Source organism: Actinoplanes missouriensis 431 (assembly GCF_000284295.1).
In the GTDB taxonomy this organism is placed as follows: domain Bacteria; phylum Actinomycetota; class Actinomycetes; order Mycobacteriales; family Micromonosporaceae; genus Actinoplanes; species Actinoplanes missouriensis.
Window position 1 is genome coordinate 6,607,651 of sequence record NC_017093.1, and the last position, 17,574, is coordinate 6,625,224.

The following is a 17,574-nucleotide window of genomic DNA, read 5'->3' on the forward strand; positions in this document are numbered from 1 at the left end:
GCTACTTGATCGAGCCGGAGATCGTCTTGCCGGCGGCGGTGACGGTCTTCTCCGCGTCCGCGCCACCGATGACGGCGGCCTCGGCCTTGCCGAACGGGTCCCAGATCGCGGCCATCTCCGGGATCGCGGGCAGCGGCACCGCGTTCTTACCGGCGTCGGCCCACTTCTGCAGGTCCGCGTCAGCGCCCTTGACCTGGTCGAACGCGGCGGTCAGCGCCGGCGGCCGGGGCTCGGCGTTGTAGAGCGCGACGGCCAGCTCCGGAGTGGTCACGTAGTTGGTGACGAACTCCTGCGCGAGGGCCTTGTTCTTGCCCTTCGCGGCGACGTAGAAGGTCTGCACACCGAGGAACGGGGTGGCCTCCTTGCCGCCTTCGAAGCCGGGGACCGGGCTGATGTCGTACTTGAGGTTGGCCTTCTTCACGTCGGTGACCGCCCACGGCCCGGAGACCAGGTAGGCGCACTTCTTGCCGGTGAACGTGGCGATCGAGTTCTCCGGGGTGATCGACCGCTTGAGCGCGCCGTCGCCCTTCTCGCCGAGCGCGCCGAGCTTCTTGAACGCCTCGACCGACTCCGGCTTGCCGACGCCCAGGTCCTTGGCGTCGTAGTCGCCCGCCGCGTTCGTGCCGAACAGGTAGCCGCCGGCCGAGCTGTAGAACGGGTACGAGTGGTACGCGTCGCCGTTCTGGCCGACCTGCAGGCAGAGGATCTCGGAGACCTTCTTCTCGGCCTTGAGCTTCTTGCCGCTCGCGACCAGGGCCTCCACCGTGGCCGGCGCCTCGGGGGCCAGCTCGGTGTTGCGGATCAGCCCGAGGTTCTCGGTGGCGTACGGGACGCCGTAGGTCTGGCCGTTGAAGGTGATCGCCTTGATCGCGTTCGCCGCGATGCCGTTCTTCTGCTCGTCGCTGAGCTGCACCGGGTCGATGGCGCCGTTCTGCACCAGGTTGCCGATCCAGTCGTGCGCGCCGACCATCACGTCCGGGCCACTGCCCTGCTGGGAGGCGGTCAGGAAGGTGGTCTGCTGGTCCTTCGAGATGGCCTGGACCTTGACCGTCACGCCGTTCTCGGCGCCGAACTTCTCGGCGAACGGCTTGAGCGCCTCGGACCGCTTGTCGTCGGCCCAGATCACCAGTTCACCGGAGGCGGCGGCCGCCGACGGGGTGTCGCTTGCCTTGTCCTTGCTGTCGTTGCTGCCACACGCGGCGGTGCCGACCAGCGCGACCGCGCAAACCGCGATCACACCCGCAGTTCGGATGCGCATCGATGAGCTCCTGTCATTCGGGGTTTCGTGCAAGAAGGAGTCCGGGCTTAGGGCACACTGCGGCCCTGCTCTTCCGGCGAAAGATCTGTTCCGGGGAAAGATCGATAAGGTGTCGTCCTTGTTGCCGGGACGTTAGCAAGCACTTGCAGTCAATGGAAGGGCTTGCACGGCGATTGCCGGTAACGGGTCGGCACTACAGTGACAACATGCGTGCACGGATGGCGGACATCGCCAGGCAAGCCCAGGTCAGCGAGGCGACGGTTTCGCGCGTCATCAACGACCGACCCGGCGTATCCGCTGAGACCCGGCAAGCGGTGCTGACCGCTCTCGACGTGCTCGGCTACGAGCGCCCCGAGCGGTTGCGCAAGCGCAGCGCCGGCCTGGTCGGTCTCGTCGTGCCCGAGTTGGACAACCCGATCTTCCCGGCGTTCGCCCAGGTCATCGAGTCGACGCTGGCCCAGCAGGGGTACACGCCGGTGCTCTGCACCCAGTCACCCGGCGGCGTCACCGAGGACGAGTACGTGGAGATGCTCCTGGACCGCCAGGTCTCCGGCATCATCTTCGTCTCCGGCCTGCACGCCGACACCACGTCCGACCACGAGCGCTACCTGCGGCTGCTCGCCCGGCCGCTGCCGATCGTGCTGGTCAACGGGCACACCGGCGGCATCGACGCGCCGTTCGTCTCCTGCGACGAACAGGAGGCCGGCGACCTGGCGGTCAGCCACCTGGTCGCGCTCGGCCACCGCCGGATCGGCATGATCTCCGGCCCGCACCGGTTCACGGCGGTGCAGCGCAAGCTGGCCGGCTACCGGGCGGCGCTGCAGCGGCTCCTCGGAGCGTCCTCCTCCGAAGTGGACAACTCGGTCGAGCTCACGCTCTTCGGCGTGGAGGGCGGCGAGGTCGCGGCGGATCGCCTGCTCGCGAAGGGCGTGACGGGCATCGTCTGCGGCTCCGACCTGATGGCGCTCGGGGCGATCCGGGCGGCCCCGGCGGCGCGGCCTCGACGTTCCCGGTGACGTCTCGGTGATCGGTTTCGACGATTCCCCGCTGATGGCTTTCACCGATCCGCCGCTGACCACGCTCCGTCAGCCGGTGACGGCGATGGCGGTCGCTGCCGTGCGCTCGCTGGTGGACGACATCAACGGGCACGGGGCGCCGCGTTCGGAGTACCTGTTCCGCCCTGAGCTGGTGGTTCGCAGCTCTACCGCGGTCGCGCCGGTGACGCGCAAGCTGCCGGCCGGCGCTCCCGCCGCCTGACGGCTATTGCTGCAAGTTCTTGCACGCGGGGCGGGTTGTTCGCGCTGTGATGCGCAAGAGAGCGTGTTCTCCGCCTCTTCCGGGTGGGGATTGCGGGGTTTTGCAGGCTCTTGCAGCGGGTCGTGGCGGCGGTGCCGGGCGAGGGACGCAAGCGCGTGCGCAAGAGTGTGCGAGGGGGCCGGACCTGGTGGCACAGAAGGTGACAGATAAGTCGCGCTGCGTGCCGTTCTGAGGTCAATGTGTCTGCGGCAATGCCAAGTGATAGATATCACAATGGGTATCCAGTGCCGCCCAAATGTTGATTTATCGGGCAGGTGGCTCCGGTGTTGGCAGCTAGCCAATTTCACATACCGCAAACACAGCGCTTCCGCCCGGACCGCGCCGACGTGAGCTCCGCACGTCCACACAGAGGGTGGCCCCGCCCAGCGCCTGTTGACTTCGGGTTCGTTCCGCACCCCCCTTCCACACACAGGGTCGGCCCACCCGGAGCGTGTTGACTTCGTGTTCGTTCCGCACGTCTTCAGTCCCATGACAGCGGATCGCACTTGACGTCCCGGGTCATGCGTCAGCAGATCGTCCCGGCCGGCCGGCCGGCCGTGAATCTTGGAACTTTCACATGATCGCCCCAGTCGGCCAGTCGGCCAGTCGGCCAGTCAGCCGGATGTGGATCGTGGAACGTCGCGGGCCGGCTGGCGCTCAGTGTCGTCCGACCGGCCCCGAGACAGCGCTGAAAGCCAGCCGGCCACCGCGAGCTGGCTCCCAGTGCTGCCGCCGGACGCTCCAACAGCACCACGCACCAGCCGGCGCTCAGCGCAACAACACTGACAACCAGCCGGACCAGCCGGCGCTCAGCGCAACAACACTGACAACCAGCCGGACCAGCCGGCGCTCAGCGCAACAGCACTGACAACCAGCCGGACCAGCCGGCGCTCAGCGCAACAACACTGACAACCAGCCGGACCAGCCGGCGCTCAGCGCAACAGCACTGACAACCAGCCGGACCGGCTGGCGCTCAGGGTCGCGGTGGCGAGTTGATTTGGGGCGCGGGTCTGACCTCGAATGTGTTGACTTCGAGTCGCGAGCGGCTCGGCGGGACCGGTCCTGGCCGAACAGCGGACGAAAGCGGCGCAGCTGACGAAGCGGCGCAGCACACGAACCGGGACAGCGTACGAAGCGGCGCAGCACACGAAGCGGCGCAGCACACGAAGCGGAACAGCTGACGAAAAACGCCGAGCGACGTGAAGCCGCTCGGCGTTTCGGGGCGCCGGGGTCAGTGCCGGGGCACGACCTGCTCCACCGCCCACTGCCGCCAGTTGTCCAGCTTGTGCTGCACGGTCGCGAGCTGCTCCCGCACCGGACCCGGGCCGGTGGAACCCGGCGTGGTCCGGGCCGCGAGCGCCGACGACACCGACAGCACCTCGCGCACCGACGGGTCCAGGTGCTCGCTGACCGTCTTCAGGTCGTCGTCGGTCAGGTCCTCCAGCTCGCACTCCCGCGCCGAGCAGAGCGCCACCAGCTTGCCGGTCACCTCGTGCGCGTCGCGGAACGGCACGCCCTTGCGGACCAGCCAGTCGGCCACCTCGGTGGCGAGCGAGAAACCGACGGGGGCGGCGGCGGCGAGGCGGTCCACCCGTACCGTCATGGTGGAAATCATCCCGGCGAGGGCAGGCAGCAGCAGCTCGAGGGTGTCGACGGCGTCGAAGGCCGGCTCCTTGTCCTCCTGCATGTCCCGGTCGTAGGTGAGCGGCAGGCCCTTGAGCATGGTCAGCACGGCGACCAGGCCGCCGACGAGCCGGCCGCTCTTGCCGCGGGCCAGCTCGGCGATGTCCGCGTTCTTCTTCTGCGGCATGATCGACGACCCGGTCGCGAACGCGTCGTCGAGCTCGACCCAGCCGAACTCGGTGGACGTCCAGAGGACGACCTCCTCGCCGAGGCGGGAGAGGTGCACGCCGAGCAGCGCGGTGGTGAAGAGGAACTCGGCGACGAAGTCACGGTCGGAGACGGCGTCCATCGAGTTCGGCGCGGGGGCGCTGAAGCCCAGCTCCTTGGCGACTGCGGCCGGGTCGAGCGGGAGTGACGAGCCGGCGAGCGCGCCGCTGCCGAGCGGGCTGATCGCGGTCCGGGCGTCCCAGTCGCGCAGGCGTTCCAGGTCGCGCAGCAGCGGCTGGACGTGCGCGAGCAGCCAGTGGCCGAAGCTGACCGGCTGCGCGTGCTGCACGTGGGTCATGCCGGGCGCCGGGGTGTCGATGTTGCGGGCGGCCTGCTCGGTGAGCGCGTCGGCCAGCTCGACCACCGCGACCGCCACCCCGCGGGCGTGGTCGCGCAGGTAGAGCCGCAGGTCGGTGGCGACCTGGTCGTTGCGGGACCGGCCGGCGCGCAGTTTGCCGCCGAGCGAGCCGAGCCGCTCCAGCAGGCCGCGCTCCAGGGCGGTGTGCACGTCCTCGTCCTCGACGGTGGGGCGGAACTCCCCGGCGGCGCAGGCGGACTCCAGGTCGTCCAGCGCGGCCAGCATCTTGCCGAGCTCGTCCGCGTCGAGCAGTCCCGCGTTTGCCAGGACGCGGGCGTGCGCGCGGGAGGCGAGCAGATCGTAGGGCGCGAGCCGCCAGTCGAACTGCACGCTCACGCTCAGCCGGGCCAACGCCTCCGCCGGGCCGCCCGCGAATCGAGCGCCCCACAGCCGCGTCGGCTCTTCAGTTTCCGGCACACCCACTCCTCGATCGTGACCTGGTCCAACGAAACGACCCTACCGTGAGGTCGTCGTGCATAAAAATACTATCAGCATGATAACTTTGCGACATGACCAGCCTCGATCTCACCGGCGACATCGTCGATCTGACCCGGACCATCTGCGACATCCCGAGCGTGAGCGGCGACGAGAAGGCTCTCGCCGACGCCGTGGAGGCGGCCCTGCGCGCATACCCGCATCTCGAAGTCCTCCGTGACGCCGACGCCGTGGTCGCTCGCACCAGCGCGGGCCGCGACACCCGGGTGGTCCTCGCCGGCCACCTCGACACGGTCCCGATCGCCGGCAACCTGCCGACCACCATGCAAAACCAGATGGTGTACGGCCGGGGCACGGTCGACATGAAGGCCGGTGTCGCCGTGTTCCTGCAGCTCGCAGCGTTGCTCGACAATCCCCGTCACGACGTCACCTACGTCTTCTACGACCACGAGGAGGTCGCAGCGTCACTCAACGGCCTCGGCCGCCTGGTGCGCAACCACCCGGACTGGCTGGCCGGTGACTTCGCGGTGCTCGGCGAGCCGTCCGACGGCACCGTCGAGGGCGGCTGCCAGGGCACCATGCGGGTGAAGATCACCGTCCCCGGCGTGGCCGCGCACGCCGCCCGCTCGTGGCGGGGCAGCAACGCGATCCACAGCGCCGGGGCGGTGCTCGACGTGCTGCGTGCCTACGAGCCGCGCCGGCCGGTCGTCGACGGCCTGCAGTACCGGGAGGGCCTCAACGCCGTACGGATCGAGGGCGGCATCGCCGGCAACGTGATCCCGGACCTGTGCACGGTCTTCGTGAACCACCGCTTCGCCCCGGACCGGGACACCGACGCCGCCGAGGCCCACCTGCGCGAGGTCTTCGCCGGTTTCGACCTGGAGGTCACCGACCGCGCGCCGGGCGCCCGGCCAGGCCTGGACCAGCCGGCCGCGAAGGAGTTCGTCGACCTGGTCGGCCGCGAGCCGCAGGCCAAGCTGGGCTGGACCGACGTCTCCCGCTTCGCGGCCCTGGGCATCCCGGCGATCAACTTCGGTCCCGGCGACCCGCTGCTGGCGCACACCGACAACGAGCACGTCCCCGCCGACGAGATCCGCAAGGCCCTCCAGACCCTGACCTCCTGGCTCAGCTGACCCCCAGGCCCCAGCGTGCGGAGTTCGGGTGCGCGGCGCGCCCGAACTCCGCACGCGGGTTCAGTCGGCGGGGGTCGCCGCGGCCCGGGCGATCGCGCCGGGCACCGCGTACATGTGGGCGAACGCCCGGGCCTGCTCGCCGGTCCAAAGCGAGGAGCCGTGGCCGTAGACCACGCCGGAGCGGGTCGCGGCGTCCAGCAGGCTGTACGGGCTCTTGCTGCCCAGCAGCACGATGTTGCCCTTGTGCAGCCGCACCCGCACCTGGCCGGTCACCCGGGTCTGGCTGGAGTCCAGGAACGCCCGGAAGTCGTCCATGATCGGGTCGAAGTAGACGGCCTCGTGCAGCAGGTCGCCGTAGGTGTTGCCGAGCGTCGCCTTGGTGGCCTGCTGCCGGTTGGAGAGCACCAGCTTCTCCAGCTCGCGGTGCGCGGCGATGAGGATCAGCATGCCGGGCGCCTCGAAACCGACGCGGGCCAGGTTGCCGACCATGGTGGAGCCCATGTGGATGCCGCGGCCGACGCCGTGCTCGCCGCCGAGGACGTTGAGCGCGGAGAGGATCGCGTAGTTCGGGGAGTCCTTCTCGACGAGCGGGTCACCACCGGCGTAGGACGCGTCGACGACCTCGCCCTTCTCGAAGGTCAGCAGCAGCTCGACGCCCTCGGCCGGGGCCGCGTCGATCGACTTCGTGTAGGTCCAGGCGTCCTCGGGCAGGTACTCCCAGGAGCCGTAGGTCTCCTCGCCACCGATCGAGGTACCGATCAGTCCCTCGTTGATCGAGTACTTCTTGACCTTCTCGCTGACCGCGTAGCCCCGGCTGCGCAGGAACTCGGCCTCCTCCTCACGGACGAGCCGCTCGTCGCGTACCGGAGTGACGATCTCCAGATGCGGGGCCAGTGCCCGGATGACCGCGTCGTAGCGGACGTGGTCGGCGCCGGCACCTGTCGAACCGTGCGCCACCGCGTCCGCGCCGACCTCGAGGGCGACCTGGACGACCTTCTCCGCCTGGATCAGCCGCTCCGCGCCGACGCACGACGGGTAGGCGCCGTTGCGCAGGTAGTTCGCCTTGATCGCGTAGGTGACGACGCGGGAGTAGAGCTCGGCGCGGGCGTCGACGACGTGGTGCTCGATCGCGCCCAGCTCCTCGGCGCGGGCGCTGACGACCTCCGCCTCACCGCTGTGCAGGCCGCCGGTGTCGATGTTCGCGGTCACCACGTCCCAGCCCTTCTCGCGGAAGTCCACGAGGAGGTACGAGGTGTCCAGCCCGCCGGAGAAGGCGAGAACGATCTTGCGCTTGGTCATCGGGGCAGTTCCTTCTCAAGAATCGGCACATATGTCTTACCGTCCCGGCGGACGTGACCGGGAGGCAGGACATAGAACTCGGAGCGTCCCGCCTCGATATCCTTCTGCATCGCCTGCTGGCGACCGTAGTCGAAGGGGTCGAGCAGGAAGCTGGGCTCGGGCAACTCTCCACCGGGCGGGAGGGTGAGGTCGCTCTGGTAGACGAACGAGCCCGGCGAGGTGTGGAACGGGACGGTCGCGACCAGGATCTTCAGCGCGCCGAACTCGGTGTGCACCTTGAGCGCGCTGTTGTCGTACTGGGTCACGCCGTCGAGCTTCTGGGCACGGTACGCCGAGAGCGCGAGCGCCTTGGCGGCCTTGCCGAGACCGACGGCCGGCATCAGCGACCAGAGCGACCAGCCGACCCAGCGGCCGGGTTCGGCGCTCGGCGCGGCGCAGTACCCGCCGACCGGGACCGGACCGCGGTACCCGCTCTCCCGCATCTCCGCCTGCACCGTGCGCAGCAGCTGCTTCACGTCGGTGTCGAAGCGGAACGTGGACCGCTCGACCATCGCGGCGAACTCGTCCTGCGGCAGGCCGGCGATGAGCGCGGCGGCCGGCATCAGGATCAGGTCGACCATCACCCACTGCGGCATCGGGATGCCCCGGTCGCCGAACGCGATCCCGTTGATCACGTTGAAGTAGTTCAGGAAGTCCCGGATCGACCAGTCCTTCTCCGCGGTGTCGGTGAAGTCCAGCCAGGTGAGCTTGTGCCCGTACGGAAGCTCGTTGAGTTGCGGCCGGAGCGTCTCGTTGGAGGCGAGGAAGAACTCCACGCCGTGCCCCACCAGCGTGTCGGTGTGGTCGGCGAAGTCCGGGAAGCGCGCCTCCACGGCGGGCGTGAACGTCATCAGGAGTTCCCTTCCAGAGAATCCGGCCTGCTCCAGTTGCCGAGCTTCTCGGCCAGCGCCGCGCCCGAGCCGGGTCCGGCGTCCCGGGCCACCACCAGGATCGTGTCGTCCCCGGCGATGGTGCCCACCACGTCCGCCAGCCCGGACCGGTCCAGCGCGCTGGCCAGGAACTGGGCGGCGCCGGGCGGGGTCCGCAGCACGGCGATGTTGCCGCTGGAGTCGACGCCGGTGAGCAGCTCGCGGAGCAGCCGGATCAGCCGGGCCGGTCCCTGCGACGTCTCCCGCAGCGGGCGTTTGCCGTCCTCCGGGATCAGGTACGCGCCGCTGACCTTGACCGCGTTGAGCTCCTCCAGGTCCCGCGAGAGCGTGGCCTGGGTGACCTGCACGCCCTCGTGGGCGAGCAGGTCCGCGAGTTCGGTCTGCGAGCGCACGGTACGGCTGCGGATCAGCTCGACGATCCGCGCGTGCCGCCCCGCCCTGGTCACCGGAAGACTCATCGCTCGTTGACCGCAAGCAGCCAGGTGAGCAGGGCCTTCTGTGCGTGCAGCCGGTTCTCGGCCTGGTCGAAGACCACGCTCTGCGGTCCGTCGAACACCTCGTCGGTGATCTCCTCGCCGCGGTGGGCGGGCAGGCAGTGCAGCACTATCGCGTCCGGGCTCGCGGCCGCCAGCAGCTCCTTGTTCACCTGGTACGGCCAGAACGGGGTGAGCCGGTCCTTGCCGTCCTCCTCCTGACCCATCGAGGTCCAGGTGTCGGTGGCGACCACGTGCGCGCCGTCGACCGCCTCCCGCGGGTCGCGCAGCACCTCGACCGAGCCGCCGGTCCAGGCCGCGATCTCGGCGGCCCGGGCCACCACGGCCGGATCCGGGTCGAAGCCGGACGGGCCGGCCACCCGCACGTTCATGCCGGCCATCGCGCCGGCGATCAGGTAGGAGTGCGCCATGTTGTTAGCGGCGTCGCCCACGTACGCCAGGGTCCGGCCGGAGGTGCCGCCGAACCGCTCGCGGATCGTCAGCAGGTCGGCGAGGAGCTGGCACGGGTGGTAACCGTCGCTCAGCGCGTTGATCACCGGGACCTTGACGCCGGACGCCAGCTCGGCGAGCCGCTCGTCGCCGTGGGTGCGGAAGACCATCGCCGCCACGTACCGGGAGACGACCTTGCCGGCGTCGGCGAGCGTCTCGCCGCGGCCGAAGTGGGTGTTCTGCGTGTCCACGATGATCGGCTGGCCGCCCAGCTCGGCGATGCCGGCCTCGAACGAGAGCCGGGTGCGCAGGCTGGCCTTGTCGAAGAAGACCGCGACCGAGCGGGGGCCGGCGAGCGGCGTGTGCCCGAACCGGTTCGCCTTCATCTCGGCGGCCAGGTTCAGGACGTCGTCCTGTTCCTGCGGGGTGAGGTCGTCGTCGCGGAGGAAGTGGCGGGTGGTCACCGGATACCGTCCAGGGCAGCGATCAGGGCGTCCGCCTGATCGGAGGAGATGATCAGGGGCGGGGCGAGCCGGATGACGTCCGGCTGCGCGGGGTTCACCAGGAAACCGGCGTCGAGCAGCTTCGCCGCGACGTCCTTGGCGACCGGCTGGGTGAGCACGATGCCGAGCAGCAGGCCGGCGCCGCGCACGTGCGAGACGAGCGGGTGGCCGAGGCCCTCGATGCCGCGCCGCAGCTGCTCGCCGACCCGCTTCACGTGGTCGAGCAGGCCCTCGTTGGCGATCGTGCGGATCACCGCGAGGCCGGCCGCGCAGGAGACCGGGTTGCCGCCGAACGTGGTGCCGTGCATGCCCGGCTGCAGCAGGTCGGCGGTCGGCCCGAAGGCCAGGCAGGCGCCGAGGGGCAGGCCGCCGCCGAGGCCCTTGGCCAGGGTCACGATGTCCGGCTCGACGCCCTCACCCTGGTGGTGGAACCAGTGCCCGGTCCGGCCGATACCGGTCTGCACCTCGTCGAGCGCGAGCAGGGCGCCGTGCCTGTCGCAGATCGCACGGGCCGCCGCCAGGTAACCGGGTGGCGGCATGACCACGCCGTTCTCACCCTGGATCGGTTCGATGATCACCATGGCGGTCCGGTCGGTCACCGCCGCTTCGAGGGCGGCCGTGTCCCCGTACTCGATGTGGGTGACGTCTCCCGGCAGCGGCAGGAAGGGAGTCTGTTTGGCGGGCTGGCCGGTGAGGGCGAGCGCGCCCATGGTCCGGCCGTGGAAGGCGCCGTGCGTGGCGACGATGTGCGTCCGCCCGGTCAGCCGGGAGATCTTGAAGGCGGCCTCGTTGGCCTCGGCGCCGGAGTTGCAGAACAGCACCCGGCCCTGGCGTCCGGCGAGCGCGAGCAGCAGCTCGGCGAGGGCGACCGGCGGCTCGGCGATGTAGAGGTTGGAGACGTGCCCCAGCTGCTGGATCTGGCTGGTCACGGCGGCGACCACGGCCGGGTGCGCGTGGCCGAGGGCGTTGACCGCGATGCCACCGAGGAAGTCGACGAACTGCCGGCCGTCCTCGGCGGTGAGCACGGCGCCCTCACCCTTGACGAGACCTAGGGTGGGGCCGCCGTAGTTGTTCATCATGGACTGCTGCCAGCGCTCGGAGAGAGTAGTCATGCCTTTAGTCCGTTCAAGGGCGGCGGGTGGGGCGGTTGGAAGGATTGGGGGACCACCATGGTTCCGAATCCTTCTTCCGTGAACACTTCGAGCAACGTCGAGTGGGCCACCCGGCCGTCGACCACGTGCGCGGCGGGCACCCCACCGCGGACCGCACGCAGGCAGGCCTCCATCTTGGGCGCCATCCCGGACTCCAGCGACGGGAGCAGTTTCTCCAGCGCGTCCGCGTCGATCTCGGAGGTCAGCGAGCTGGTGTCCGGCCAGTTCGTGTAGAGGCCCGGCACGTCGGTGAGGACCACCAGCTTGCGGGCGCCGAGCGCGACGGCGAGCGCGGAGGCGGCGGTGTCGGCGTTCACGTTGTGCAGCACGCCGTCGGCGTCCGGCGCGACCGTGGCGATCACCGGGATCCGGCCCGCCGCGATGAGGTCGTCGACCGCCGACGTGTCGACCTGGTCGACGTCGCCGACCTGGCCGATGTCGACCGGCTCGCCGTCGATGACGGCCTGCCGGCGGACCGCGGTGAACAGGCCGGCGTCCTCGCCGGAGAGGCCCACCGCGTACGGCCCGTGCTGGTTGATCAGGCCGACCAGCTCCCGGCCCACCTGGCCGACCAGGACCATCCGGACCACGTCCATGGCCTCCGGGGTGGTGACCCGCAGGCCACCGCGGAACTCGCTCTCGATGCCGAGCTTCGTCAGCATCCGGCTGATCTGCGGGCCGCCGCCGTGCACGACGACGGGCTTGATGCCGACGAGCCGCAAAAACACGATGTCCGCCGCGAAAGCCGCCTGAAGCGCCGGATCGATCATGGCGTTGCCGCCGTACTTGATCACGATCGTGCTGCCGTGGAAGCGTTCCAGCCAGGGCAGGGCCTCGATCAGGATCTCGGCCTTCTCCACCGCCTTCATGAGCTGTAGGCCGAGTTCTCGTGCACGTAGGCGTGAGACAGGTCGGTGGTCCAGATCGTCGCGCTCATCTCGCCCTCCCGCAGGTTGATCGTGATCTGCACGTCCCGCCCGGAGAGGTCGACCTTGGACCGGTCCTCGGCCGCGGCGCCGCCCTTGCAGACCCAGACCCCGTTGATCGCGACGTCGACCCGGTCCGGCTCGAAGGCCGCGCTCGTGGTGCCGACCGCCGCGAGGATCCGCCCCCAGTTCGGGTCGTTGCCGAAGAGCGCCGTCTTGACCAGGTTGTTGTTCGCCACCACCCGGCCGACCTGCACCGCGTCGGCCTCGCTGGCCGCGCCCGCCACCTCGATCGCGATGTGCTTGGTGGCGCCCTCGGCGTCGCCGATCAGCTGCTGGGCCAGGTCGTGGCAGACCTCGGTGACCGCGGCGGTCAGCTCCGCGAGCGTGGGCTGCGCGTTCGACGCGCCGCTGGCCAGCAGGATCACCGTGTCGTTCGTCGACATGCAGCCGTCGGCGTCGATCCGGTCGAAGGTGACCCGGGTGGCAGCGCGCAGCGCCGCGTCGAGCGTCTCGTTGTCCGCCGACGCGTCAGTGGTGATCACGACGAGCATGGTGGCGAGCGCCGGGGCGAGCATGCCGGCGCCCTTGGCGATCCCGCCGACCGACCAGCCGGCGCGCTGGGCGACCGCGTTCTTCGCGACCGTGTCGGTCGTCATGATCGCCTCGGCGGCCCGGGAACCGCCGTCGGCGGTGAGCGCCTTCGCGGCCGCCGTCACGCCGGGGAGCAGCTTGTCCATCGGCAGTAGCTCGCCGATCAGCCCGGTCGAGCAGACCGCCACGTCGCCGGGGCCGACCATCATCGGTTTCGGGCCGCTCCGCAGCACCGCCGCGGTGTGCTCGGCCGTGCTGTGGGTGTCCCGGAAGCCCTGCGTGCCGGTGCAGGCGTTGGCCCCGCCGGAGTTGAGCACGACGGCGCGGATCACCCCGCCCTTGAGCACCTGCTGGCTCCAGAGCACCGGCGCGGCCTTCACCCGGTTGCCGGTGAAGACGGCGGCCGCGGTGTAGTCCGGCCCGTCGTTGACGACCAGGGCGACGTCCGGGTTTCCGCTGGCCTTGAGCCCGGCGGCGACGCCTGACGCGCGGAAGCCCTTGGGGGTGGTGACGGTCACGGCGCGACTCCGAAGACGCTCAAGCCCGTGGTCTCGGGCAGACCGAACATGATGTTGGCGACCTGCACGGCCTGGCCGGCCGCGCCCTTGCCGAGGTTGTCAAGCGCGCTCACCACGATGATGCGCCCGGAGTCGATGTCGACGGTGGCCTGCAGGTGGCAGGAGTTGGAACCGGCGGTGGCGGCCGTGTGCGGCCACTGCCCCTCGGGCAGCACGTGCACGAACGGCTCGGTCGCGTACGCCGCCTGCAGCGCCTCGCGCGGGTCGCCGCCGTTGAGCCGGCGGGCCGTCACGGTCGCCAGGATGCCGCGCGGCATCGGCGCGAGGATCGGGGTCATCGACAGCGAGCCCGCGCCGGTGGCCTGCTTGATCTCGGCGACGTGCTGGTGCGCGCCGACCTTGTAGGGCGACAGGTCACCCATGATCTCGCTGGCCAGCAGGTTGACCTTGGCGTTGCGGCCGGCGCCGGAGGTGCCCGAGCTGGCGACCACCACGACGTCCTCGGGGTCGGCCACGCCGGCGGCGATCAGCGGCGCGAGCGCCAGGGTGATCGTCGCGGCGTAACAGCCGGTGTTCGCCACGCGGTCGGACGCGGCGATCGCGGCCCGCGCGCCGGGCAGCTCGGGCAGGCCGTAGGTCCAGGTCCCGGCGTGCCCGCCGCCGTAGTAGCGCGTCCACTGCTCGGCGCTCTCCAGCCGGAAGTCGGCGCCCAGGTCGACCACCTTCGTCCCGGTCGGCAGCTGCGCCGCCACGGCCGCGGACTGCCCGTGCGGCAGAGCGAGGAACACCAGGTCGGCGCCGCTCAAGGTCTCCGCGTCGGTCGCCCCGAGCGTCAGGTCGAGCCCGGCCAACTGCGGGTGTACGGCACTGACCGCCGACCCTGCCTGACTGTGCGCCGTGGCCGTGACGAGGTCGAACTCGGGGTGCCCGGCCAGCAGGCGCAGCAACTCGCCCCCCGCGTAACCACTTGCTCCCGCTACCGCGACCCGGATTCCCATACCAACCTCCGCATGACTATGCAGAGAACCGTATCAAGCGTGATACCCCGCGGCAAACGAGTTCCACATGTCGGCGGGGATAGTCACACCCAGGGGCGGTGAGATGGGTCTTTCAGCTGGTCGCGGCGTCGACCCCGGTCTCGTGCCGGCCCAGGAGGATCGGGTCACGCCGGGACAGCACGTCAGCGGCCGCCTTCACCGCGGCGAACTCCTCCCGGATCTCACCGCGCAGCCAGAGCCGCCGATCCGACCGGACCGTCTCGTCGCCGACGCCCGTCGCGTCCACCCCGAGCGCCCGGCAGAGCGCCACCGCCCGCTCGATGTGGAAGCTCTGCGTCACCACGATCGCCCGGCGCACGCCGAAGATCCGGCGCGCCCGCGCGCACGAGTCGTAGGTGTCGAACCCGGCGTGGTCCAGCACCACCCGGGACACCGGCACACCGTGCGACACCAGCCAGACCATCATCGAACCGGGCTCGTCGTAATCCCAGTTCGCGTGGTCGCCGGAAACCAGGATCGCCTTCACCGTGCCGGCCGCGTAAAGCTGCCGGGCGATTTCCAGCCGCGCCTCGAGGAACGCCGACGGCTGCCCACCGGGGTGGACCTGAGCACCGAGAACCAGGGCGACCGGAGCGGACGGGACGGTGTCGACCCGGTAGACGTGCCCGGCAGCCGTCGACCGTACCCAGTGAAGGCAGCCGGCGGTGACGGCAACCGCAAGGATGCCGCCAAGCGCGGCCGTGGTGACGAGCCGGCGGATCCAGAGGTTCTTCAGCACCCGGCCGAGGATGGCAAATCCGGTCAACGCGACGCGCTGACCTCAGTCAGCGTCGGGCTCCCGGGGAGGCCGGCGCGGCTGTGCGCACCGACCGGCGACCCGTCGCCTACTTCGTCGCTGTGTCGGCGTGGCCGGGGGACCCGCGCCATTCGTCGCTGTGTCGGCGTGGCCGGGGGACCCGCGCCGAAGCCGGCGAGGTCCGGCCGGCCGGGGATGAGCGGCCGATGAGGCACCATGGCGGGGTGCCAAATCAAGATCTTTCTGTACGGTGGGCGGCCGCTGCTGCGGGGGCCCGGGTGTTCCGGGCGCCGGGGGCGACGGTGGTGGCCTGTGCTGATCTGGCGCACTGGGATCGGCTGGCGATGGCCGGGACGCCGGATGCGCTCGCGGAGCTGATCCGGGAGGTGTTGCCGCTTGTCGGGCCGTCGTTCCGGCCGTTCGGGGCGGAGGAGCTCGTCGCTGCCGTGGTGGCGCGGGTTCCCGAGCTGGAGATGAGCGCCCGATTCGCGTGGATGGAGACCGAGACGCCGATGGCGCCGGTGACGGACGCGCCGGGGAGCGCGCCGGAGGCTTCGGAGACGCCCGTGGGTGGGGCTGCGGTGCGGGCCGGCTGGCTGGATGAGGCGGAGTGGGGTGAGGTCACCGCTCTGCTCAAGGAATCGTTTCCGGACTCCTACGCCTGGCCGGGCGCGCCCGGCGTGCGCCGCTGGGCGGGGATCCGGGACGGCGGCGGGCGGCTGCTCGCGGTCGCGGCGGACGCCTGGTCGACGCCGGAGATCGGGTTCCTGGCGGGGGTGGCGACCCGCCGCGAGGCCCGGGGGCGTGGACTCGCGGCGGCACTGTGCGGATTCGTGACGGACGACCTGCTGGACGGGCGGGAACGGGTGGCGCTGCTCGCGGACTACGACAACGTGGCGGCCGTCGCGACGTACCGGAAGCTGGGTTTTGCGACCCTGCCGGTGGCCGCCGCGCGTCAGGCGCTGCGCTTCGCCACGTAGAGCAGGTACTCCCACTCGCGGGCGCCCTCGGCGAGCTCGGCGATCGCGGCGTCCAGGGCGGCCACCTTCGACGGGTCCCCGGCGATGTTGCGGTAGACCGCGATGGTCGGGCCGTAGACGCTCTTGAAGTAGTCACGCATCTCGGCGCCGGTCGCGAACCGGTCCACCCGCAGGGTGCGGCGTTCCACCCGGACGTCGGTGACGCCGTCGCCGAACAGCTCGGCCAGGTGCGCCGGGTCACCCCAGCGCGGCGGCGGCTGCGCGCCGGCCGGCGGCGGGGCGGCGTACGGCTTCATCGTGGCGAACAGCTGACCGATGAACCCCTCCGGCGTCCAGTTGGCGAGCGCCACCGTGCCACCGGGCCGGCACACCCGGAGCAGCTCGCCGGCGGCCTCGGTGTGGAACGGCGCGAACATCACGCCGATGCAGGAGATGACCGTGTCGAAGGAGGCGGTCTCGAACGGCAGCGCCTCGGCGTCCGCCTCGGTCCAGGTGAGTTTCGTGCCGCGGGAGGCGGCCAGCCGCTCACCGGCGGCGAGCAGTTCCGGAGTGAGATCACTGGCGGTCACCGTGGCGCCCTTGAGCGCGGCCGGGATCGCCGCGTTGCCGGTGCCGGCGCCGACGTCCAGGACGGTCTGTCCCGGCCCGATGCCGGCGGCCTCGACCAGAACCGGCCCGAGCGGCGCGACGACCTCGGCGGCCAGTGCTGGATAGTCACCGGACGCCCACATGGCGCGGTGCTTGTCCTTGATGCTGTTGGTGGTAGTCATGTCACTGACAGTAGGAAATCGTTAACGGTCCGGCCTAGTACACGATCTGTACCTGGGGTGTCCGAAACCGGACGGTGCGCAGTGATCGCCCGGCGTTACAGTCGCCGCATGGGTGCCTCGTACGGGCAGTTCTGCCCGGTGGCCAAGGCCATGGAACTGCTCGACGAGCGCTGGACCATGCTCGTGATCCGCGAACTGATGGCCGGCAGCCGGCGCTTCAACGACCTGCGGCGGGGACTGCCCCGGATGTCGCCGTCGCTGCTCTCTCGCCGGTTGCAGCAGCTCACCGCCGCCGGGCTGGTGGAGCGTCACCCGTTCGGGGCGGAGGTGGAATATGAGCTCACCCCCGCCGGCAAGGAACTTCAGCCGATCGTGATGGCCCTCGGCGCCTGGGGCGCCCGCTGGGTCCCCGAGCTGGGTGATCGTGACCTCGACCCGAAACTGCTCCTCTGGGACATGCACCGGACCGTCGATCACGGCGCGGTGCCCCGGGGGCGTACCGTGCTGCGGTTCTCCTTCCCGGCGGCGCCGCGACCGGTCCGGGACTGGTGGCTGGTGATCACGCCGGACGAGGCCGACCTCTGCGACATCGATCCGGGGCACGAGGTGGACGTGCTGGTCACCGCGGAGCTGCGCTGCCTCACCGACGTGTGGCGGGGCGAGCGGAGCTGGTCGTCGGCGCTGCGGTCCGGCGAGATCGCGTTCCAGGGGCCGGAGGACCTGCGGCGCGCGGTGCCGGGCTGGTTCAAGCCCTTCGCGTTCGCCGCGGTCCCCCGGCCATGAGACTCGGACGCGGCCCCCGGCCGTGAGACTCTGA

The 17,574-nt window shown here is 70.7% G+C and carries 15 protein-coding genes and 1 pseudogene; 4 read left to right on the forward strand and 12 right to left on the reverse strand.

Features of this window, described 5'->3' with window-relative positions:
- Position 1: 1 nt before the first annotated feature.
- Positions 2-1,258, reverse strand: coding sequence for a sugar ABC transporter substrate-binding protein (locus AMIS_RS30265; RefSeq protein WP_014446253.1), 1,257 nt, complete (start codon positions 1,256-1,258; stop codon positions 2-4).
- A 206-nt stretch (positions 1,259-1,464) separates the two neighbouring features.
- Between AMIS_RS30265 and AMIS_RS30270 the strand changes: the two are divergent.
- Positions 1,465-2,515: pseudogene (locus AMIS_RS30270) on the forward strand (LacI family DNA-binding transcriptional regulator).
- Between the two features lie 1,270 nt (positions 2,516-3,785).
- On the opposite strand, the gene argH reads toward AMIS_RS30270, so the two are convergent.
- Positions 3,786-5,225 (reverse strand): argininosuccinate lyase, encoded by a 1,440-nt coding sequence (gene argH, locus AMIS_RS30275; protein WP_014446256.1) that lies wholly within the window; start codon positions 5,223-5,225, stop codon positions 3,786-3,788.
- 86 nt (positions 5,226-5,311) lie between these two features.
- Between argH and dapE the strand changes: the two genes are divergently transcribed.
- A complete protein-coding gene (gene dapE / locus AMIS_RS30280) occupies positions 5,312-6,370 on the forward strand; it encodes a succinyl-diaminopimelate desuccinylase (protein WP_014446257.1) in 1,059 nt (352 codons plus the stop codon).
- Between the two features lie 60 nt (positions 6,371-6,430).
- Here dapE and argG read toward each other — a convergent pair whose 3' ends face one another.
- From argG to AMIS_RS30325, 9 genes are all read right to left on the reverse strand, one after another.
- Positions 6,431-7,669, reverse strand: coding sequence for an argininosuccinate synthase (gene argG, locus AMIS_RS30285; RefSeq protein WP_014446258.1), 1,239 nt, complete (start codon positions 7,667-7,669; stop codon positions 6,431-6,433).
- Positions 7,666-8,559, reverse strand: a complete 894-nt coding sequence (locus tag AMIS_RS30290) for a hypothetical protein (protein ID WP_014446259.1) — start codon at positions 8,557-8,559, stop codon at positions 7,666-7,668. Before AMIS_RS30290 ends, argG begins: the two co-directional genes overlap by 4 nt.
- Positions 8,559-9,056: an arginine repressor gene (locus AMIS_RS30295; protein ID WP_014446260.1), complete on the reverse strand. Its 498-nt coding sequence runs from the start codon at positions 9,054-9,056 to the stop codon at positions 8,559-8,561. Before AMIS_RS30295 ends, AMIS_RS30290 begins: the two co-directional genes overlap by 1 nt.
- Positions 9,053-9,985, reverse strand: a complete 933-nt coding sequence (gene argF, locus AMIS_RS30300; protein ID WP_014446261.1) for an ornithine carbamoyltransferase — start codon at positions 9,983-9,985, stop codon at positions 9,053-9,055. The genes AMIS_RS30295 and argF overlap by 4 nt, the downstream gene beginning before the upstream one ends.
- Positions 9,982-11,136 carry an acetylornithine transaminase gene (locus tag AMIS_RS30305; RefSeq protein ID WP_014446262.1) on the reverse strand — a complete coding sequence of 385 codons (1,155 nt, stop codon included), beginning with the start codon at positions 11,134-11,136 and terminating at the stop codon, positions 9,982-9,984. Before AMIS_RS30305 ends, argF begins: the two co-directional genes overlap by 4 nt.
- On the reverse strand, positions 11,133-12,044 hold the full coding sequence (gene argB, locus AMIS_RS30310; RefSeq protein ID WP_014446263.1) for an acetylglutamate kinase: 912 nt from the start codon (positions 12,042-12,044) through the stop codon (positions 11,133-11,135). Before argB ends, AMIS_RS30305 begins: the two co-directional genes overlap by 4 nt.
- Complete coding sequence (gene argJ, locus AMIS_RS30315; RefSeq protein WP_014446264.1) at positions 12,041-13,213, reverse strand: bifunctional glutamate N-acetyltransferase/amino-acid acetyltransferase ArgJ; 1,173 nt, start codon at positions 13,211-13,213, stop codon at positions 12,041-12,043. The genes argB and argJ overlap by 4 nt, the downstream gene beginning before the upstream one ends.
- Positions 13,210-14,211 (reverse strand): N-acetyl-gamma-glutamyl-phosphate reductase, encoded by a 1,002-nt coding sequence (argC, locus tag AMIS_RS30320; protein WP_014446265.1) that lies wholly within the window; start codon positions 14,209-14,211, stop codon positions 13,210-13,212. The genes argJ and argC overlap by 4 nt, the downstream gene beginning before the upstream one ends.
- 112 nt (positions 14,212-14,323) lie before the next feature.
- Positions 14,324-14,989: a SanA/YdcF family protein gene (locus AMIS_RS30325; protein WP_014446266.1), complete on the reverse strand. Its 666-nt coding sequence runs from the start codon at positions 14,987-14,989 to the stop codon at positions 14,324-14,326.
- A gap of 242 nt (positions 14,990-15,231) precedes the next feature.
- Here AMIS_RS30325 and AMIS_RS30330 point away from each other — a divergent pair, with 242 nt between their 5' ends.
- Positions 15,232-15,987 carry a GNAT family N-acetyltransferase gene (locus AMIS_RS30330; RefSeq protein WP_231859122.1) on the forward strand — a complete coding sequence of 252 codons (756 nt, stop codon included), beginning with the start codon at positions 15,232-15,234 and terminating at the stop codon, positions 15,985-15,987.
- Here AMIS_RS30330 and AMIS_RS30335 read toward each other — a convergent pair.
- Complete coding sequence (locus tag AMIS_RS30335) at positions 15,963-16,757, reverse strand: class I SAM-dependent methyltransferase (RefSeq protein WP_014446268.1); 795 nt, start codon at positions 16,755-16,757, stop codon at positions 15,963-15,965. The genes AMIS_RS30330 and AMIS_RS30335 overlap by 25 nt on opposite strands.
- Positions 16,758-16,865: 108 nt before the next feature.
- Here AMIS_RS30335 and AMIS_RS30340 point away from each other — a divergent pair, with 108 nt between their 5' ends.
- Complete coding sequence (locus AMIS_RS30340; RefSeq protein WP_014446269.1) at positions 16,866-17,540, forward strand: winged helix-turn-helix transcriptional regulator; 675 nt, start codon at positions 16,866-16,868, stop codon at positions 17,538-17,540.
- Positions 17,541-17,574: the final 34 nt, after the last annotated feature.